Here is a 19,069-nt window from a genome sequence, read left to right on the forward strand (position 1 = left end):
TTACTCCTTTACCAAACCCTCCTGCTTTTGGGCCAGCCATTTTGCTTCCGCTTCCGCCAATTGGAGATACTCTGGAACCAGCTCATGCACATTCGTCCCATCCTGCAGCTTTTTCATCGCCAGATAACCGATGTGGGCTGCTCGGGGATGATTCGCAGCGGGAGAGGCAAACTTCGCCTGCTCACCCAGCGCCTGTACAATCGCTTCTTTGTGTATCCGAACGTCTTCGCCAAGAAACAGGATCTCCTCTCCCTGTGCCTGATCACGAAGGTGTGGAAGCCACTCCTCGAGCAGAATGATTTTTTCGTTTTCACACGCCCGTACGCTCTCCATGCCGTCTGTACGATAGCATCCTGTGTAAACCTGTCCTCTGCGGGCATCAAACAGTGGCACAATCATTCCTGGAAAGCCAAGTGCATTCATCGCCACTACCTGCAAGCTGGAAATTCCGATCACGGGAATGTCTAATGACCATGCCATGCTCTTTGCCGATGCCACCCCAATCCTTACGCCCGTGTAGGAGCCAGGTCCATTGGCTACTCCCAACCCGCTGAGCTGCTCTGGCAAGGTACCTGTTGCGTCCAGCAATTCACTGACACAATCCATGAGTCGAATCGAGTGGTTCTTTTGCTGGTTGGTTGTCATCTCTGCGAGGACTCTCTCTTCCTCTACGACAGCTACACTTAACACCAGATTGGATGTATCAATCGAAAGTAACCGCATCAAAATCAAACTCCTCACACAAATTCACATATCTTGCCCCCAGAGGCACCAGCTCGATCGTCCGTTCTTCTGCTCCTTCTGTACGCAAGTAAACAGTCAATCGCTCGTTTGGAAGCACATCTTCGATCAAGGAAGCCCACTCTACCACACAGACTCCTTCGCCAAAAAAGTAATCGTCTAGCCCAAGCGAGTCTACATCATCGCCTACCCGATACACATCCATATGGTATAACGGCAAACGGCCCTGATATTCTTTTATGATTGTAAACGTCGGACTGTTCACTACTTGCTGTACACCAAGCGCTCGCCCCAGACCTTGGGTAAACGTAGTTTTGCCCGCACCCAGATTGCCTTCGAGCGCGAGCAAGTCGCCGGGCTGAAGCTGGTCTGCCAAGCAAGCAGCGAAGCGCTGTGTTTGCGCTGCACCCGAAAGCCTCCATGTATATGTCATGTTCGTCATCACTCCTTATCCACGCTGCCCAAAATGGTTAAAGCCAGCTTTAGGCAACGGAAGCTGCAAGCCATCTTGAATCAGGGAGAGCGCAGGCACTCCGACCTCACTCTTTGCCTCTACCCGGCCAATAACAGCAAACGGAATACCAGCGGATGCAAATTTCTGTGCAATCTCGTCTACTTTGTTCGACTCCACTGTGCCAACAAGCTGGTAGTCCTCGCCTCCATAAAAAGCCCATTCCAAAGGGTCCTTGTTTACCTGTGTTGCATAAGCGCGGACATCTTCCCTGATGGGGATCTGCGCAGCATCGACAGATATCGCTACTCGACTCGCTTCTGCAATCTCCCATAGCTCTGATGCCAAGCCGTCGCTCACGTCATTTAGGGAACTACATGCGCCAGAAGCGAGCAGTAGTCTCCCCGCAGCCACCTGAGCCAGCGGACGCTGGTGAGCTATCTCCAGCTCCCTCCACACGCCAGAGCTGCTGCTGGCTCCGTTCTTTTCCTGCAATAGCAGGTGAAGCCCCGCTGCCGAGGTTCCTACATGCCCGGTAACAAACACGGTGTGCCCCGCTGCTGCCTGCGAGCGACGAATCGCCCTGCCTTTTTCCACTTCACCGAGCACGGTCACTGACAAATGCAGGGCATCTGGTGCAGACACCGTATCTCCGCCAATGACACGCACACCATACCGCTCACAAGCCTGATAAATGCCATCATAGATTTGGCTGCATTCCTCTGGCGACCAGTTGGGCGATACCGCAATACTGACCAATGCATACCTCGCATATCCGCCCATGGCTGCCACGTCACTAATGTTACTCATGACTGCCTTGTACCCTATGTCGCTCGGGCTCATAGTTGTTTTTAAAAAATGGACGGTTTCCACCATAGCATCACAGCAAGCAACGACTTCCATCGCGTGCCCTGGCGTAAAAACGGCGGCATCATCCCCGAGCCCGACGGTCAAGCCGTCCCCTTCCTGTCCGTCCGACCGACTTGTCCATTGCCGGATCAGGGAAAATTCATCTTGTGCCACCTCAAACGCTCCTTTACTGCATAGTGAATTCATTATACCTCTGCTGTCAAAATACGTGCAAGAAAGCCCCGGCAACGCGTACCTTAGGGCTGAGCTACCTCTTTTAGTTCGCGCAGCATCAGCTTGCCGCTACAACGTCCGCACCGATACTTTGCAGGGTTCATTTTGCGTTTGCGCTTGTAGCTCATCCCGCATGCCCCACAAACAAGCTCGTAGCGATAGGGCAAAACCGTGCGACCATTGCCTACTTGCTGACAGTATCGACTTCCTCCCACCTGTTTAAGCAGCACCTGAAAATCTCGATCCACATGACGGTACCCTTTCTTGGCTATATGCAGATGATAGTGGCACAGCTCATGCTTGATGATCGCTGTCAGCTCTTCTAAGCCATGCTCCTCCAAATGCCGAGGATTTAGCTCAATATCGTGCGAGCGCAGCAGGTATCTTCCACCAGTCGTGCGCAATCTGCTGTTAAAGCGGGCCTGATGGCGAAAGGGCGTGGCAAAAAACTCGCTGGATATTTCCTCCACCAGCATTTGCAATTCCTGATCGGTCATCTCATCTCCTCCGCTTCTCTTCTTCTTTCACGATAGCAGTTAATGTTGAAAAGTGCTAGACAGATAGGCTACACTGGGTGGAAGAAAAGTAGAATGGTGGAGGAGCTCATGCGCTATTTGATGTTGCAGGAGAACACAGGGCTGCATTTTGTTGCACTCCCTGAATCGCATATGTACCAGCTGGTCGCGCTTTTCAAGCGGCTACATAAGGAAATTGACAAATTGACGATTGTGGATCGACCTGAGCTGCCAGCAGTTCTGGCAGAATGTGCTGATCTGGAGCTTTTGGGAAGCGAGCTTTCGGTCACTGACGGACTGGCTTACGTAAGTGGGCTGGAGCGCCGCTTTGCCTCCCTACAGGAGAACGAGTACCCACTAATCTCCTTGTTGACGGAGATTCGTGCGCTGCAAGCACAGCTGGAGTTTTTAAACGAAGAAGAATAAGTTTTACAAAAAGAGGTACCTCCTGCTCGTCCGTTGCATACATTGCCAATAGACGATTAAATCCAGGAGGTACCTTCATGCCACAATGGATGCGTAGGCAATTGCAGCGTGCCTTCATTGGGAAGGACATTCGACAGATTCGTTTGTTGAACAGTTGTTGGTTTCTATATTGGGAAAAACATGGCGGCCGCCCACAGTAAATGAGGAGGCCGCCTTTTTGCTGTATCTAAAGCGAAGCGATTAGCCTTCTGCCGGAGCGATCATCGTCATGCCAACACGCTGGCGCTTCTCATCAATCTCAACTACCCACACATCTACGATATCACCTACCGTGACCACATCAAGCGGATGCTTGACGAAGCCTTTTTTCAATCGGGATATGTGAACCAGACCGTCATTTTTCAGCCCGATGTCGACAAATGCCCCAAAGTCCACTACATTTCGCACCGTACCTTGCAGCTTCATGCCCACTGCTAGATCAGACAGTTGGAGTACATCGCTGCGCAGCAATGGTTTAGGGAGTTCATCACGCGGGTCGCGCCCTGGACGCAGCAAGCTCTCTACGATGTCATGCAGCGTTGGCTCCCCGATCCCCAGCTGGCCTGCTGTTGCAGCCACATCCAGTGCTTGCAGCCGCTCCCGGCACAGCTCGCTGCCGATCTGCTCCGGCGCAATACCGATCATCGCAAGCAGCTTGTGGGTAGCCGTGTAGGACTCAGGGTGAATAGGAGTCTTGTCCAACGGGTTATTTCCATCGACGATCCGTAGAAAGCCAATGCATTGCTCATACGTTTTGGCGCCAAGACGAGGAACTTCTTTGAGCTGGGAACGCGTAGTGAATTTCCCGACCTCTTCGCGCTTCTTCACGATATTGCCCGCGACCTGCCGACTGATCCCTGACACATACTGCAGCAGGGAAGGCGATGCCGTATTGACGTCCACACCGACATGGTTAACTGCCGATTCGACGACAAACTGGAGGCTGTCCGCCAGACGCGACTGGGATACGTCGTGCTGGTATTGTCCTACCCCAACAGACTTTGGATCGATCTTGACCAGTTCAGCGAGCGGGTCCTGCAAACGCCGAGCGATGGAGGCTGCACTGCGTTCTGCCACATCCAGGTCTGGAAACTCTTCCTTGGCAATTGCAGAAGCCGAATAAACAGACGCTCCAGCTTCATTGACGATGATATACATAACGTCTCGCTTCAGTTCCTTCAGCAGTGTCGCAATAAACTGCTCCGTCTCTCGTGACGCCGTTCCGTTCCCGATCGCCACTACGGTAACACCGTATGCTTCGATCATCTGCTTCACCTTGGCCGATGCCTCCGCCACTTTGTTTACGGGTGGAGTCGGGTATACGACGGCAACCTCCAGAAGCTTGCCGGTTTCATCTACTACAGCCAGTTTACAGCCTGTCCGAAATGCCGGGTCGACACCAAGCACTACTTTGCCTTTTACAGGGGGCTGAAGCAGTAAATTGCGGAGGTTCTCTGAAAAAATATGAATCGCACGTTCTTCAGCCGCTTCTGTTAGCTCGGTGCGCACCTCGCGCTCGATGGATGGCGCAATCAAGCGTTTATAGGCATCCTCTACCGTCGTCTCCAAAATAGAGCGTACGACTGTCTCACGGGAAATGACGCGGCGCTGGATCCAGGCCAGGATTTCTGGCACAGGAGCTTCCACCGCTACCTTAAGAATGCCTTCGTTCTCTCCGCGATTAATCGCCAGCACTCGATGAGGAACTACCTTTTTCAAAGGTTCATTGTATGCATAATACATTTGATAAACATTTTTCTCGTCTGCTTCTTCCGCTTTTTGCTCGGATACCAGCAATCCTTTTTGCATGGTACGCTCCCGAACCCATTGGCGTATATCCGGGTCGTCAGAGTATTGCTCGGCGATGATATCCATAGCACCTTGCAAAGCTTGTTCTGCTGTCTCTACTCCTTTTTCCGGGTTAACGTAGCTCATTGCCTCTGCTTCAGGCGCTCCTGATTTCGGGAGGCTGAGCAGGTAAGTAGCAAGTGGCTCCAGCCCTTTTTCCTTTGCCATGGTCGCACGCGTACGCCGCTTTTGGCGATAAGGACGATACAGGTCTTCTACTTCCTGCAGTTTCGTTGCACGCTCAATAGCTGCCTTCAGTTCTTCTGTCAGCTTGCCTTGTTCTTCAATGAGACGTACGACTTCCTCTTTGCGTACAGACAGGTTACGCAAATAACGAACGCGTTCTTCAATGGCTCGAATCTGCGTCTCGTCCAGCTGCCCGGTCATTTCTTTTCGATATCGGGCAATAAAAGGAACCGTGTTTCCCTCATCCAAAAGAGCAATCGTGCGTTCCGCTTGATGAGGCTTAACGCCCGTATCATGGGCAACGGTCTGGATCATCAACGTAAGCTCCATACATATCCTCCTGCGCTCGTACTTCGCCGTTTATTGTACCATATTTGCTTGCAAGGACTGGAAACCTGAAACAGAAAAAAGGTGCCAGCCGACACCTTTTTTACGTGCTCACTCACGTTGCCGTTTCCAGTTGCTCCACTCTCAATGCTTCTCGCAGCTTCCCCAATGCCCGTCGCTGCAGCCTCGAGATATGCATCTGGGACATCCCCATGACATCTCCTGCCTGCTTCTGGCTCAAGTTTTGATAAAAAGTTAAGTGAATGATTTCTTTTTCCCGTTTGTCCAGTACATGCAGGGCTCGGTCCAGCATCATGTGCTGCTCGATCTGGTCGTAGCCCGGCTCCGCCGAGCCTACGAGGTCTAACAGCGTAATGGTATGCCCGTCGTTATCTGCTTCCAGCTCGCTGTCCATGGAGAGGGAATGGTAGCTGCGCCCCATTTCCAATGTCTCTAGTACGGCCTCTTCGGTCACACCCAGGTGCTGCGCGATATCTGAGATTTGGGGAGATCTTTGAAGCTGTGTGGTCAACTCGTCAACGACACGCTTAATTTTTGGACTCAGTTCTTTTACTCTTCGCGGCACATGGACACTCCAGGTCTTGTCCCGAATATACCGTTTGATTTCACCCACAATCGTGGGAATGGCAAAGCTTTCGAAGCTTCTCTCAAAGGACGGGTCAAATCGACGCAGAGAAGCTAGCAAGCCAATCATTCCGACTTGAATCAAGTCTTCGTGCATAATTTGTCCGCGAACAAATTTTTTGGCCAATGTCTCTACGAGAGGAGTATAGGCCCTCACCAATTGCTCCTGCAGATGGGCATGTCCGGTTTGCCAATATTGGTGGGTAAGCTCCTTTAACTCCTCCGCACTATACTTCTGCTTTCGAGATTGTCCAGTCATCATCACCAGCCACCCCATCCCGACGAACATACTTGGTCATGGAAATTGCCACGCCTCGGTCCGAACGAATCACGACTTCATCCATCAGCGTATGGATCAGATAGAGTCCCAGTCCGCCCTCTTCCAGATCATCAATGTCCCTGCCCGAATAAATCGGGGTCAATTGATCCGGCTTCAACTCTCCTGCAAATCCAACTCCCTGATCAGAGATTTCAATTACCAAACGATCGGAATGAACGTGGCACGTCATGTGAATCGCACCAGGCTCTTCGTCTTCTCCATAGGCATGTTCAACCGCGTTCGTGCAGGCTTCTCCCACTGCTAGCTTGATGTCTTCTATGTCCTCGTAGGAAAATCCCATGCGATTGGCTACACCAGACACAGTCAGACGAGCCACTCCCAGATACTCTGTCTGGCTAGGGAAGGTCAGCTGAATCACATCTGCCTTAGGTCCATTTTGACCCATTACTCGCTCTCTCCTTTGTGGATGGCAATATGATCGTACAAGCCAGTAATGCGAAACAGCCTTTCCACGCGAGAAGACAGCTTGTCTACCCGAAAGGTACACTCCGTCTGCTTGCAAGCTTTCATGACCGCGATGAAAATTCCTATTCCCGTACTATCCATGTACTCTACTGCTTCCAAATTGACGCTAATCAAAGTCGCATTCGGCTGCTTGGCCAGCGCCATCAGCGTCTCCTTCACTTGTGTCCCTGTATAAGCGTCGATGTCGCCCCTCAAGGTCACATAATGCTCGTTTTCTGTGCTCGTTGTTTCCATTGTCAGATCCATCCTCAGGCTCCCTCCCGAGCTTTGCTCAGTTTCTTCGTAGTACAATCATGGTGTAATCATCTGGCAGTTCAAACTGGGAAAGCAGAAGCAGCCTGCTGTAGATTGCATCGGCCATATGCTGTGCCGATGAGCCTACCTCTGCCTGCAAATAGGATACAAGCTCGTCCCTTTGCAAGTAATATCGGTTAATTTTGCGTTCAGTTACACCATCAGTCAGAAGAATCAGAACATCTTCTTCCTCAAGGTGGATCTCGTACTCTTCGTACTCCGTGTCAGGACAAAGTCCGAGCGCCGCACCCTGGCCCTCCAGGTCGTAAAAACGGCCCGTTTTCGCCCGGTAAAGAAAGCCTGGTTCATGTCCTGCTACCGCATAACGAAAGCGATGAGTATTCGTATCGTAGCTTCCCAAAAGCATAGTGACAAACATACTACTGTCGATATTTCGCTCCACAACCCGATTAAGATGGCGAAGCATATCGTTTGGACCCATCTGTATTTCCCCGAGACTGTCCATGGCATATTTCAGCATGGACATGCACATCGCTGCCGGTATTCCTTTTCCCGTAATATCGGCAATGGTGAGACAAAATCTCTGGTCGTCCTGAGCAATCACATTATAAAAATCCCCTGAAATCTGATGAGCTGCTACGCTCACCAAGCCGATCTCGATGTCTGGATAGACAGGAATCTCACGTGGCAAAAGCGTCTGCTGCATAGCGGATGCTACTGCAATCTCCGACTCCATCTGTTGATGCCGGTTTCTCCAGCTATTCACTGATCTGTGTTCAATTCCGTATTCAATCATTACTTCGGTCAGAATGGAAAAGGAGTCCCGCACAAACTCTGGTACCTCCCCCAGCTTTTCCAGTGCTCTTCCGTGCAAGTCAGTTAGTTCCTCTGGCGAAATATCTTTGGAGAGAAGCCATTTCCCTAATTGCTGCGCACCGTACAGCTGGTCTTCCGAGAGGCCACTCAGGTAATCCCGAAGAATTTTTACATACTCTTCTTCCAAGCTCCGGGCTACCATTCCCGTCCACCTTCCTCTGGTTGGTTGTGCCACTTCACAACGACGACGCGGGTCCCTTTTTCTGGCGAGCTCTGAATGTCAAACTCATCCATCATGCGCCTGACTCCTGGCAATCCGGCACCCAGTGCACCAGAAGTAGAAAATCCATCTTCAAGTGCCTTGCGAATATCACGAATTCCAGGTCCCGCATCGACGGCTGTCAGCTGTAATCCGATCGAACCGTTGCGTTCTACCGGTGATATGGTGATCGTTCCTTTGCCTGCGTACAAATAAATATTGCGAGCCAATTCTGAAATGGAGGTGGCAATTCGGGACTGCATGATTGTGCCAAAGCCAAGCTGTCTCGACATATTTCTCCCTACTTGTCTAGCTGCCACAATATCCGTCTCTTTTTCAATATTGATTGTCTCAGGGTAACAGCACTGCCACAATCAAAAAACCCCTTCCGCCCTCACTTGATAGGTAGAAATAAAATGAATGCGAAGCGAAGTTTTTCTCTACCTCGGAATATAAAGCAAATCGTGTCACATTTTGTCTACAATTCTTCTCGAACTAAATTCGCTACATGCGCAGGGATTCCCTGCCCCCCGCATCAGAAAAACTTGACATATCACTAAATGCAATAGCAAAACCTTTATCATTGAGCGAAAATGAATTCATTTGAACAAGCAAAAAAGCCACTTGCATTACTCAAGTGGCTTTCCTCTCCAAGGGTCTGATCCAGTAGTTAAAAGTCAATAAGTCCCAAACTGATTTGCAAGGATTCATTAACTCGATCCATCATTTCATCATCTAGATGGGTTATCTTATCGGTCAGCCGTTGTTTGTCAATGGTTCGAATTTGTTCCAACAGAATGACGGAGTCACGATCAAATCCATATGTTTTTGCGTCAATCTCAACATGCGTAGGCAACTTTGCCTTTTGTATCTGCGCCGTAATGGCTGCGACGATGACCGTCGGACTAAATCGATTTCCAATGTCGTTTTGAATGACTAAAACAGGCCGCACGCCTCCTTGCTCAGAACCAACGACCGGTGACAGGTCCGCGAAAAACACATCGCCGCGTTTGACAATCATTGGTTACACCCCGCTAACTAAGCGGACAAGAGTATGGTCAGCCTCTTCCTCTGCGCCAAAAGCCTCCGATGCCATTTTCAGATTGATCTTAGCCATCTCCATGTACCCTTTTTGCATCGTCTCACGGATCGTGCGTTTCTTACGCTCCTTCAAATACAAATGCATCGCCTGGCGAATAAATTCGCTGCGATTGGATTTTTCCTTTTGAATGACGCCATCAACTTCTTGAAGCAAGTGTTGTGGCAAACTGATCATGATGCGTTTCGTGTTTGACTTCGACAAGACAAATCCACCTCCAACCATGACCGTAACTTCCATCCGCTACGATTGCTCTACTGATAAAATGTGTCAGTACGAACAATACCATTATGTCGAAACCATTGCAAAAATATACCTATCCATACGCTCTGAAACAAAACGGTCATGTCCGCTTTGTAAACCGCTAAGCGGCCACATCTACCTATAATGAAAAACAACGATAACGTTCTTCACATGAATAGCCTGTTTTTGCGCTTAACTAGTATTCGCGTTTCGGATTCAAATTCCTGCTGGATTTCGCTTGCTAGTTATTTACAGTTTTTTGAGCAGCCTGCTTCATCGTAAGGGGATGAAAAACACCGACCTCTTCCTGGTTGCGGAAATAAACGCGAGGAATCCGGTAATTCAGCATGCAGGGAACCTCGTAATTGATGGTACCGATTCGTGCTGCCACCTCATCCAACGAGATTTCCTCATCGCCCGATTTTCCATAGAGGACGATCTCATCACCTGGTTGACCCGTCCCTTGTTCCAGTCTCACCATAATTTGATCCATACAAACCTTGCCGATAATCGGTGAGCGAGAACCGTTGTACAGTACCTCTCCCGAGTTGGACAGAAGACGCGAGAAGCCGTCAGCATACCCGATCGGCAGAGTAGCTACCTGTTCGCCAGGCTGCGCACAATACGTAGCTCCGTAGCTGATCGTCATTGGCTGTGTAGCTGTTTTCACATGAGCAATTCTTGTTTTTAACGAGAGGGCTGGAACAAGCGAAACATCCTTGCGCTCTTTCATGTAAGGCGAAGGATACAATCCGTATAAACCTATGCCCAAACGGATGCTATCATACCCCCATTCGGGAAAAGCAATGGCAGCAGCCGTATTGCAGCAGTGAATCATGGGCAGTTTTTTGCCAGCATCTCGCAAAGATTGTAACAAAGTTTGAAACGTTTCGTGTTGTCGTCGCACATGGGTAGTATCTGGCTCATCTGCGCAGGCAAAGTGAGTAAAAATGCCAGACCAGTCCAGCTTGGGAGACTGTTCTACAGCAGTTACTACCTGCATCAGTTCCTCTTGTGTACGGACTCCGAGGCGTCCCATTCCGGTGTCGACCTTGATGTGCAATCCAATCGATTCCAAATTCGCCTGTTGTAAAATGGCGTTGGCCTGGGTAATCCATTCACTGTTGTAGGCTGTCAGTTGTACTTTCAATCTACTGGCAATCTCCACTGACCGGGCAGGTGTGAACCCAAGCACAAGAATAGGCGCCTGAACCCCCGCCTCACGCAGTACGATCGCTTCATCGAGCATAGCAACAGCCAACGAATCTGCTCCACTCGCCAACGCTTCTTCTCCCACACGTACAGCTCCATGGCCGTAGCCATCTGCCTTCACCACAGCGATAATGCCTGTGCTCTCTGGCAAATGACGTCTGAACGTCTCGACATTGGCCCGGATGGCGTCCAAATCAACCTCAACCCAAGTGTCACGACAAAACGGTTTCATTTTTATCTCCTCTTGTTCCCTTTTTTATAGTAAAACAAGCGCTCATTTAAGTGTGTGAGAAACTGCCGGGAAACCATTAGCGATTCTTTTTTGCCCGCCAGTCTGTAAAAATGACGTCCTTCGTAGATCTGCTCCACCTCAGATAACGGGTAGCTGGTCTCTTGCCCAGACATGGTAATGATCAGATGCGTTTTCGTCAGCTTGTACATCGGTCTCAGAATCGACTTGTACAAAAAGGGCGACAGACCAACGACTGCAATCGCAATGGAAAAAGCAAGCACCTTGAAGGTTGTGTTATTGGTTGGAAGAATCTGTGCCAGGATCATCATCCCAATAACAAACAGGATGGTTTCACTAATGCGCATGCGCCATGTTTTTCGCAATAGCATGTCCTTGTAGCTCGATTCCTCCTGGCACAAAACATCGGTAGTCGGTTTTTTCATGTAAAGCATGCCACCTCAATCGATATAAGTTACTCTGAATGTATCCTTTTTTGCTGTCATGTGTCAATTGACAGAAATGCAAAAGAAACCCCAAATGAATGGAGTTTCTTTTATTTGTTGGATCAAGCGAATTACGCCTCGCTGTTATCTGCTTTTGTTTCTTCTTGATCCTTGTCATGGCGTGGGAAGACTACTTTTTCAAAGCTTCCATCAACCATTTTTTGAACCATTTCTGTCAGCTTCTCGTTGCGCTCGTCAGCTTGCTCCTGTGTCAACTTGCCTGCAGCTACCGCCTCTTTTACTTGTGCCTCATGCTGTTTGACCAGTAGAGCTACGACATCGTCTGCATCTACACCTTGCTCCTCTGCGATAGTCGCAAGGGATTTACCTGCTTTCAGAGCTTCTTGCAGCTTGTCAGCATCCAGCTTGAGGAGGGAAAGTAGTTCTTCATTTTTGTTCATACCAAAGCCGAAGCCCATGCCTTTACCCGGTCCTCTGCCTTGATGCGTGCTCTCCACCATCTCTTTTACCCGGACGCTTGCGTTTTCATTCATTTTGTCAGCTTGCTCCTGTGTCAGCTTGCCTGCCTTTACGGCTTCTGCAAGCTTTTCCTTCTGCTGTTTCACCAGAAGAGCTACCACATCATCTGTCGATACTCCCTGCGCTTGTGCTACTGCTGCGAGTGATTTGTCTGCCTGGAGCGCTTCTTTTAGTCCGTCAGCGTCCAGCTTCAAGAGGGTGAGCAGCTCTTCGTTCTTTTCAAATCCTCCGCCGAAAGCCTTGCCAAAGCCTCTGCCCTGGTGCGTATTTTCAACTTGCGCTTTGACATGCTCACTTGCGTTTTCCGTCATCTTGTCAGCTTGCTCTTGGGTCAGCTTGCCTGCTTTTACTGCCTCCGCCAGCTTTGCTTCCTGCTGCTTCACCAGGAGTGCTACCACATCATCTGTATCCACGCCCTGAGCCTCTGCTACCTCTGCCAAGGACTTGCCTGCTTTCAGCTCTTCTTGCAGCTTGTCAGCATCCAGCTTCAGAAGGGAGAGCAGCTCTTCGTTCTTCTCGTAGCCTCCACCAAAGCCCCTTCCTTTGTCAAAGCCTTTTCCTGTATGCATGTTCTCTACTTGCTCTTTGACACGCTCACTTGCATTTTTCGTCATCTTGTCAGCTTGCTCTTGGGTCAGCTTGCCTGCTTTTACTGCCTCCGCAAGCTTTGCTTCCTGCTGCTTCACCAGGAGTGCTACCACATCATCTGTAGCTACGCCCTGCGCTTCTGCTACAGCTGCCAAGGACTTGCCTGACTTCAGCTCTTCTTGCAGCTTGTCAGCGTCCAGCTTCAGAAGGGTAAGCAGCTCCGTGTTCTCCTTGTAAGAAACCTTCACGCCGAATCCGCCGCGGTGGTCCATTTTGCCTCCTGCAAAGTTCACGTTTGCAGGTTTATTCCATTTTTGATTTTCAGTTGTTTGCGTTTTTTGTGCCGTATCTGCCGCCAAGGCACTGCCCAAGCTACCCAGACTCAGAACTGCTGCCATCGTTCCCAAAAGCATCCCCATTTTTGCTTTGCTAAACATATACACTCAATCCTTTCATCTGCTGTTGTGATGTACCGTACCTCTTGGGTACATGACTAAGTGTACAAGTGGTTTTTTAGATTCCCCTTTGATAAAAGTGGAAAACTTGAGGGAAAGTCACGAAAAAAAAAGAGAACGGCTTTGACCGTCCCCTCTCCCATCATTATTTGCCGCCGACACCGTACGTAGACTGTGCCACGGAAATCATTTCTTCTTCAGGCAAGTCTCCCGCCAGCATAAACTCTACGCCGTCCAGCTCCCATGTGAGAATACGGCGATTGTCGTCCGTCTGCGCCAGGACTCCTACTGTAAAGCCCAGGTTAACTGGCATACCCTGCTCATATGTGACCGAGACTTCGGTCGGACGTGCCTCAACCAGCTTGTAGTTGTAGGTGCCTTTGTAGTTCAGGACGACCGTCCGCACACCATTTTTGGTCACTGGCTCTATATTTCCTTGTTTCACGCCTTCTGGAACATAGGTAGGCACAATCACACCAAACTGACTATTAGGCTGCTCCATGACCTGTCCGTTGGTGCCCATGGTTGGGATCGAAGGCAGTGAACTGGTTGTCATGTTGCGATCCTTGTCAAACGCATCCTTATCAAAGGATGGGTTGAACACAAATTCAGTAAAGTTGATTTTTACCAGTGGCTGCATACTGGAATCCATGATCTCTGCATGTGTAGGTTTGAAATCTTCTGTCAGCCAAATTTTTTGCTTCGTAAGTGAACGATTGCCGCTGTAGTTGGCTTTGACCTCGAATACATATTGCTTTTCTTCCATCTTCATTTGTCGCTCAGCATCGTCAATAATACTGCGAGCGAGTGTTTCATAAAGATAGAGTGGTCCGTTGTTTTCTGGCCAGCCACTTTGGAAGCGGAAGCTCTTGTTCAAATGAGGCGTCAGGACGAAAACCCCTTCCCCATTTCTCAAGATAATCTGTGTGATGCCACGCTGCTTGGAGGTGAGTGCAACCCGATAGTTGTTCGGCTTCTCATACCAGACCTGAACATCGTACTCCATCGGCGTAGAGCCCGTCTGCATAGTCAAAACCGCTTGAGACTTGTACCCCGACATTTTCCCCAGCGTACCGCTCAAGTCGCTCACCACATCTTCTGGTGTTTTCTGACCAAAGCAGCCGCCGAGCAGCAGAGAGAAGACCAACAATAACACCAGTGGTAAAGCTGCTCGTTTCATTTAATGAATTCCTCCTTGTCAAAATTTTCGACAAAGAAGGGCATCCCTGTCTATTTCCTGGGAAATCTGTCAGTCTATCGCCTCTTGCAGCGTTCATCGTGTCACTTGTCGCTTTTTGCCTATGGGGACGCGATATCGCTTGATCGGCTAAAGACTTACTCTTCCTGTAAGAGCAGGTAGTCCCTCCTGATCTACGCGATATAAATGTATGTCCATCCTCGTCCCAATATGCAGACAAGTTTAAACTTGTTCCACAACGACTTGCGCAATGGCATAAGAACTGCTGTGTGAAATGCTCAGGTGTACCCGTACATTTGAAGGGTCTAGCCCAAGCCTATGGTAAACCTCCTCTTTTATTTTCATTTCCGGTTTTCCGAGTTCGGTCGGCAAGACCTCCATATCAAGAAAGCTAATCGTTCCCCCGATCCCCGTGCCAAGTGCTTTTGAGCCCGCCTCTTTGGCTGCAAATCGTCCGGCAATAAACTCAGCTTGCCTCGCTTCCGGCTTGCCTTGCAAGAGCTGTTGCTCCTCTATCGTTAAGAATCGGCTGATCGCATTTTTTTGGCGCTTGACCAGCTTAGAAATCCGTTCAATCTCCACTATATCTACACCAATGCCAACAATCATCGACTAGGCTCTCTCCCGTCTTTTGGATTCACGCCTCACAGTATCATTCGTATTTATTGTTGGCAAGCTGCAACGCAAAAAAACCCCCGCAAATTGCGAGGGTTCGTTATCCACTGGCTACTCAGTAGCTTGGCCACCAGATTGTCGAGCAGTAGACTGCGCAGCAGATTGTTGGTTTTGACGACGAACTTCAGCTGCGTTAGTCTCGCTTGCGAATTCAGTAGCTTGGCTAGCTGTTGTTTGAGAAGAAGACTTCGCAGCGGATTGTTGGTTTTGACGACGAACTTCCGATACGTTAGTCTCGCTTGCGAATTCAGTTGCAGTGTTTTGCGCTTGATTCGCTTGGTTCATTCCAGCTTGATTGTTTTGCTTAGGCATTGTTCCTTTCACCTCCTCGACGTCACTGAAGTTAATTTGTACGTTGGCCCCCGATCGTATCCATCCTCATTTTTCCAGAATACTGGTAGAAAAAGCGGGTTCTACTTTTGGGCATCCTAAAAGTCGTCTCGCCATTTTCTCAAAGCTGAAAATTGAGCTTTTTGAAAGCGCACTATAAGTGTTGACGTGAGCAGGATTTTTTGCGTCGTACGCGAATTGATTTGTTTCCATTCCGTTTTTATCGAGAGAAAGGAGAATATACCATGGCCCATACCGTAATCATTTACACGCAAACAACCTGCGGTCCTTGCCAGGAAGAAAAAATGTGGCTGACCCAGCAGCAAATTGCTTTTGAAGACAGAGATATCCGTAAAAACGATACCTACTTCCAGGAAGCCATTAACCTTGGTGCAAGCATGACTCCCGTCACACATATCAAAAAAGAAAATGGCGACGAAATTGTCGTCCACGGCTTCGACAAGGAAGAATTAGCAAAACATTTATTGTAAAAGAGTAGGAAAGAGCATCAACTTTCCTCTACGAAAAAAAGCGTTGGATCATGTTTGATCCAACGCTCCTAAGACGCATCAGCCGAAGGATGGTTCATTCTCGGCTGATTTTTGTTTGATGACTGGTGACATATCCGGCAAGTGTGAAAGAATCTGCTTGACTGCAGGAGCGCACTCCGTATTGACCGAGTAAAATACCCACGGTCCTTTTCTGCGCTCTTTGACCAAACCATGTGTCTTTAGCTTAGCTAAGTGCTGGGAAACCGAGGGTTGGGACGTTTGCAGAATCTCCACAAGATCACGAACACATAAGGACTGTACTTGCAGGAGGGCCATGATCGTCAAGCGCGTCTTGTCACCAAGCAGCTTGTAAACCTCTGACAAAAACAGTACCTGCATCAAATCCATTTCCATACGAACCCACCTTTGCCTTGCATATCTGTATCCCAGTATACTATATGCCTTATAAGGTCGGGAAGATATGAACGTAAAAGTTCCGTGAAAGATCGCTAAACATCTCTACGGGACATAGCCTCCACCAGCTTGTCGGCAGTACGCGCAGCCAGCGCCATCACTGTGTTTGTCGGGTTACCTCCACCAGATGTGACAAAGGTAGAAGCACCTGCTATGAAAAGATTGGGAATGTCGTGAGCTTGACCAAAATCATTGACGACTGAGGTTCCCGGGTCATCTCCCATGCGGCAGCCCCCCATCAAATGAGCGGTATCGGAGACGACATGCTCGGGAGTTCCTCCAACAGCCTCGATGATTCGCTTCATTTGTCCGATGGCATGCTGGTATAGCTTGCGGTCGTTTTCCCCGTAGCTGAATGTCACCTGTGGAATCGGCATCCCGTATTCGTCCTTTTTCCCACTCAAGGTCACAGCATTATCTGGATTCGGCAAAACCTCACCTACAAGTGTAATTCTCGCAAACTGGTTGTAGTCGAGCATTGTCTCTCGCAGCCTTTTTCCCCATAAAAATGATCCGTCCTCCCGCTCTGCCGAGATCGCGCCTGCCATCCCGACCGGTCTTGCGCCGTGAGCACTCAACGTATACCCCCTGGCAAAGCCGCGCTTCTGATCCGTTTCGTAAAAATGCTGGGTAAGGGCCAGAACCGGAGTTCCTTTGTACAGACGAACCTCATCTGGCAAACGCCCGTAGACATCATGACTCGAGTGAGGCATGATCGCTTTCCCGACCCATCCGCTCGAATTGGCAAGCCCGTTTGGAAAACGTGAAGTAGTAGACTGAAGCAGGAGTCGCGGTGTCTCTACGACAAAGCCAGCAAGAATGACCACCCGCGCCATTTGACGATGAGTCAAGCCCTCATGCTGAAATAGCACCCCGCTCACCCGGTCACCTGCCAGTAAGATTTCCGTGACCATACAGTCAGAAAGCACTTCGGCCCCGTGGGCAATCGCTTTGGGAATATGGTGAATCAGACCGCTGTATTTGGCATTGGGCATGCACCCCTGATTGCAAAAGCCTCGATTGATACAAGGTGGCCGCCCGTCAAAGGGTGCGGACAAAATTGCTAGCGGAGCAACGACACTTTCAAAGCCAAGCTTGTCACACCCTTCCCTAAACAGCTGGGCATTGGCACTGATTGGCTCCCTTACCGGATACGGATAAGGACCTTGGAAAGCTCCCCAGGGAAAATGATCCGGGCCTGACACAGCAATTTCTTTTTCAATTTTATCGTAATAAGGAGCAAGATCTTTGTAACGGATCGGCCAGTCTTCCCCCACCCCATCGATCGTCCTCGTCTGAAAATCACTTTCATGAAAGCGCAGGAAGACACCGGTAAAATGTACAGTTCCTCCGCCTACGCCTCGCCCGGAATTGTTGTGCCCCAGCTTGAGCGGATCATTTCCCGCCACCAGCCGCGTCTCCTGCCACGCTAACCTGCGCATCGACAATTCATCACTGGCAAAGTCATTTTGCGGGTCCCAAAACGGACCGGCTTCAATCACAACGACACGCAGACCTGCTTTTGCCAGCTCGTTGGCAAGTACCCCGCCTGCTGCTCCGGCCCCGACGATGCACACATCCGCCTCATCCGCATACTTGCGCTTGTCCATTCCTCGCGAGCGGTAACCATCGTAATGATCACTGTTATGTGTAACCCGGTCATCCGTTGCCATTCGCTTTCGCCTCCCATGGGTCCGTCAAACCTTTTTCTACACGTACATACCCGCGTGGATAAGCAGGGCCACCATAACCGATATCCGACCAGACCAGCGGATGAGAATAGTAAGCTCCCACAGTGTCTTGCAGCAGCTTCTTGAAAAAATCAATGGGATTAGCAGCGGTCCATGCCTGCTCGCTTTGTGTTTTTCCGCTTGCTACCCGCTGAAGCACTAACTCTTGCTCCTCTGGCTTCAAGGCAACAAAGCTGGCTCCGTATGTACTGTGACTCTCTGCTTCTACGCCTGCCAGTCCAAGACGGTACAATTCTTTTTTAGGCGGAACTCCGACCTTTCTCTGCGACTCTCCGATCGGGCTTGCAGCCGAATCATCCAGATGCTGCGTAACAAAGGTGAGAACCTCCAGTCTGTGATCATCCACGATCACGCTCACGACTGTTTGCAGCAGCAGCACTTCGGTCTCTGTAAAAAATTGATGGGAAACCTGTGGAGATCTTCTTTTCCCGACGATTTTTTGCGTGTGGGCGTCCCATTCCTTGTGCTGGTCCCATACATCGTAGGATGGGTAGTGACTATGCTTGGCCATCTCGTTCACCCCCAAAACAGGGCGAGAAGCCCTAATGCCGACATGGCTGTAATGAGTAGGGGAAGAATAATTGGCGGACCTACGAGGAAATTCTGACTTTGCGAGTAGCCTCCTACGCGCTGCCGGACACCAGCCGCATGCAAAGAGGCTCCAATTACTCCGCTCGCAAGTCCGATGACCATCATAAAAGCAAAAACCCAGCGAAGCCAACCTGCATTCATGAAGGATAAGACAATTGCCGTTACGGCAAACACGGGAAGCTCAAGGACAGGTACCCACATTGCCCAATGACGAAAATTTTGCCTTGCGTGAAAAAGCGTGACCTGAACCGCGATCAACGCAAACGCAAGTCCTGCAAACAAAATCAGCACGCGTTCAATCGGCCAACCTTGCCACATTGGAAGCATCCTCCTTTTACGGTATGATGCGCC

26 protein-coding genes are annotated in these 19,069 nt (G+C 49.8%); 3 read left to right on the plus strand and 23 right to left on the minus strand.

The features are described 5' to 3' along the window. The 4 genes from tsaB to C3B52_RS19265 form a co-directional block, all read right to left on the minus strand. The gene (tsaB, locus tag C3B52_RS19250; RefSeq protein WP_103108029.1) at nucleotides 1-723 is read right to left on the minus strand and encodes a tRNA (adenosine(37)-N6)-threonylcarbamoyltransferase complex dimerization subunit type 1 TsaB; all 723 of its coding nucleotides are present in this window, start codon (nucleotides 721-723) and stop codon (nucleotides 1-3) included. Further along, nucleotides 704-1,174 carry a tRNA (adenosine(37)-N6)-threonylcarbamoyltransferase complex ATPase subunit type 1 TsaE gene (gene tsaE / locus C3B52_RS19255; protein ID WP_103108030.1) on the minus strand — a complete coding sequence of 157 codons (471 nt, stop codon included), beginning with the start codon at nucleotides 1,172-1,174 and terminating at the stop codon, nucleotides 704-706. The genes tsaB and tsaE overlap by 20 nt, the downstream gene beginning before the upstream one ends. Nucleotides 1,175-1,189: 15 nt before the next feature. Continuing rightward, entirely contained in the window at nucleotides 1,190-2,215 is a 1,026-nt protein-coding gene (thiL, locus tag C3B52_RS19260) for a thiamine-phosphate kinase (protein WP_103108031.1), read from the minus strand. A gap of 83 nt (nucleotides 2,216-2,298) precedes the next feature. Continuing rightward, a complete protein-coding gene (locus C3B52_RS19265) occupies nucleotides 2,299-2,772 on the minus strand; it encodes a SprT family protein (RefSeq protein ID WP_103108032.1) in 474 nt (157 codons plus the stop codon). Nucleotides 2,773-2,880: 108 nt separating this feature from the next. Here C3B52_RS19265 and C3B52_RS19270 point away from each other — a divergent pair, with 108 nt between their 5' ends. Continuing rightward, nucleotides 2,881-3,216, plus strand: coding sequence for a hydrolase/acyltransferase (locus C3B52_RS19270; protein WP_103108178.1), 336 nt, complete (start codon nucleotides 2,881-2,883; stop codon nucleotides 3,214-3,216). Nucleotides 3,217-3,293: 77 nt separating this feature from the next. Then, nucleotides 3,294-3,416 carry a cortex morphogenetic protein CmpA gene (gene cmpA, locus C3B52_RS19275; protein WP_023556668.1) on the plus strand — a complete coding sequence of 41 codons (123 nt, stop codon included), beginning with the start codon at nucleotides 3,294-3,296 and terminating at the stop codon, nucleotides 3,414-3,416. 40 nt (nucleotides 3,417-3,456) lie between these two features. Here cmpA and C3B52_RS19280 read toward each other — a convergent pair whose 3' ends face one another. The 15 genes from C3B52_RS19280 to C3B52_RS19345 form a co-directional block, all read right to left on the minus strand. Further along, nucleotides 3,457-5,619, minus strand: coding sequence for a Tex family protein (locus tag C3B52_RS19280; RefSeq protein ID WP_103108033.1), 2,163 nt, complete (start codon nucleotides 5,617-5,619; stop codon nucleotides 3,457-3,459). A 112-nt stretch (nucleotides 5,620-5,731) separates the two neighbouring features. Further along, nucleotides 5,732-6,520, minus strand: coding sequence for an RNA polymerase sigma factor SigB (gene sigB, locus C3B52_RS19285; RefSeq protein ID WP_103108034.1), 789 nt, complete (start codon nucleotides 6,518-6,520; stop codon nucleotides 5,732-5,734). Then, entirely contained in the window at nucleotides 6,489-6,986 is a 498-nt protein-coding gene (gene rsbW / locus C3B52_RS19290; protein ID WP_103108035.1) for an anti-sigma B factor RsbW, read from the minus strand. The genes sigB and rsbW overlap by 32 nt, the downstream gene beginning before the upstream one ends. Next, entirely contained in the window at nucleotides 6,986-7,312 is a 327-nt protein-coding gene (locus C3B52_RS19295) for an anti-sigma factor antagonist (RefSeq protein ID WP_103108036.1), read from the minus strand. The genes rsbW and C3B52_RS19295 overlap by 1 nt, the downstream gene beginning before the upstream one ends. A gap of 25 nt (nucleotides 7,313-7,337) precedes the next feature. Beyond that, complete coding sequence (locus C3B52_RS19300) at nucleotides 7,338-8,339, minus strand: PP2C family protein-serine/threonine phosphatase (RefSeq protein WP_103108037.1); 1,002 nt, start codon at nucleotides 8,337-8,339, stop codon at nucleotides 7,338-7,340. Next, on the minus strand, nucleotides 8,333-8,716 hold the full coding sequence (locus tag C3B52_RS19305) for an anti-sigma regulatory factor (RefSeq protein WP_373419737.1): 384 nt from the start codon (nucleotides 8,714-8,716) through the stop codon (nucleotides 8,333-8,335). Before C3B52_RS19305 ends, C3B52_RS19300 begins: the two co-directional genes overlap by 7 nt. 184 nt (nucleotides 8,717-8,900) lie before the next feature. After that, nucleotides 8,901-9,026, minus strand: a complete 126-nt coding sequence (locus C3B52_RS37825) for a hypothetical protein (RefSeq protein ID WP_268811894.1) — start codon at nucleotides 9,024-9,026, stop codon at nucleotides 8,901-8,903. Between the two features lie 40 nt (nucleotides 9,027-9,066). Continuing rightward, entirely contained in the window at nucleotides 9,067-9,417 is a 351-nt protein-coding gene (locus C3B52_RS19310) for a type II toxin-antitoxin system PemK/MazF family toxin (protein WP_005830205.1), read from the minus strand. A gap of 3 nt (nucleotides 9,418-9,420) precedes the next feature. Beyond that, the gene (locus C3B52_RS19315; protein ID WP_025845698.1) at nucleotides 9,421-9,720 is read right to left on the minus strand and encodes a CopG family ribbon-helix-helix protein; all 300 of its coding nucleotides are present in this window, start codon (nucleotides 9,718-9,720) and stop codon (nucleotides 9,421-9,423) included. A 259-nt stretch (nucleotides 9,721-9,979) separates the two neighbouring features. Next, nucleotides 9,980-11,182: an alanine racemase gene (alr, locus tag C3B52_RS19320; protein ID WP_103108039.1), complete on the minus strand. Its 1,203-nt coding sequence runs from the start codon at nucleotides 11,180-11,182 to the stop codon at nucleotides 9,980-9,982. A gap of 2 nt (nucleotides 11,183-11,184) precedes the next feature. Beyond that, nucleotides 11,185-11,625: a hypothetical protein gene (locus tag C3B52_RS19325; protein WP_103108040.1), complete on the minus strand. Its 441-nt coding sequence runs from the start codon at nucleotides 11,623-11,625 to the stop codon at nucleotides 11,185-11,187. 131 nt (nucleotides 11,626-11,756) lie between these two features. After that, entirely contained in the window at nucleotides 11,757-13,190 is a 1,434-nt protein-coding gene (locus C3B52_RS19330) for a hypothetical protein (protein ID WP_103108041.1), read from the minus strand. Nucleotides 13,191-13,353: 163 nt separating this feature from the next. Beyond that, complete coding sequence (locus C3B52_RS19335; protein WP_103108042.1) at nucleotides 13,354-14,388, minus strand: outer membrane lipoprotein-sorting protein; 1,035 nt, start codon at nucleotides 14,386-14,388, stop codon at nucleotides 13,354-13,356. A gap of 240 nt (nucleotides 14,389-14,628) precedes the next feature. After that, a complete protein-coding gene (gene acpS, locus C3B52_RS19340; RefSeq protein WP_103108043.1) occupies nucleotides 14,629-15,015 on the minus strand; it encodes a holo-ACP synthase in 387 nt (128 codons plus the stop codon). A 117-nt stretch (nucleotides 15,016-15,132) separates the two neighbouring features. Continuing rightward, nucleotides 15,133-15,393 (minus strand): gamma-type small acid-soluble spore protein, encoded by a 261-nt coding sequence (locus tag C3B52_RS19345; protein WP_103108044.1) that lies wholly within the window; start codon nucleotides 15,391-15,393, stop codon nucleotides 15,133-15,135. A 263-nt stretch (nucleotides 15,394-15,656) separates the two neighbouring features. Here C3B52_RS19345 and C3B52_RS19350 point away from each other — a divergent pair, with 263 nt between their 5' ends. Beyond that, on the plus strand, nucleotides 15,657-15,902 hold the full coding sequence (locus tag C3B52_RS19350) for a glutaredoxin family protein (protein WP_103108045.1): 246 nt from the start codon (nucleotides 15,657-15,659) through the stop codon (nucleotides 15,900-15,902). A 78-nt stretch (nucleotides 15,903-15,980) separates the two neighbouring features. Here C3B52_RS19350 and C3B52_RS19355 read toward each other — a convergent pair whose 3' ends face one another. The 4 genes from C3B52_RS19355 to C3B52_RS19370 form a co-directional block, all read right to left on the minus strand. Then, the gene (locus C3B52_RS19355; RefSeq protein ID WP_103108046.1) at nucleotides 15,981-16,316 is read right to left on the minus strand and encodes an ArsR/SmtB family transcription factor; all 336 of its coding nucleotides are present in this window, start codon (nucleotides 16,314-16,316) and stop codon (nucleotides 15,981-15,983) included. Nucleotides 16,317-16,411: 95 nt separating this feature from the next. Continuing rightward, a complete protein-coding gene (locus tag C3B52_RS19360) occupies nucleotides 16,412-17,986 on the minus strand; it encodes a GMC family oxidoreductase (protein WP_103108179.1) in 1,575 nt (524 codons plus the stop codon). 49 nt (nucleotides 17,987-18,035) lie between these two features. Beyond that, nucleotides 18,036-18,638, minus strand: coding sequence for a gluconate 2-dehydrogenase subunit 3 family protein (locus C3B52_RS19365; RefSeq protein ID WP_103108047.1), 603 nt, complete (start codon nucleotides 18,636-18,638; stop codon nucleotides 18,036-18,038). Nucleotides 18,639-18,643: 5 nt separating this feature from the next. After that, on the minus strand, nucleotides 18,644-19,036 hold the full coding sequence (locus tag C3B52_RS19370; protein WP_103108048.1) for a hypothetical protein: 393 nt from the start codon (nucleotides 19,034-19,036) through the stop codon (nucleotides 18,644-18,646). Nucleotides 19,037-19,069 lie beyond the last annotated feature (33 nt).

It is taken from the genome of Brevibacillus reuszeri (assembly GCF_002897295.1).
Lineage (GTDB): Bacteria > Bacillota > Bacilli > Brevibacillales > Brevibacillaceae > Brevibacillus > Brevibacillus reuszeri_A.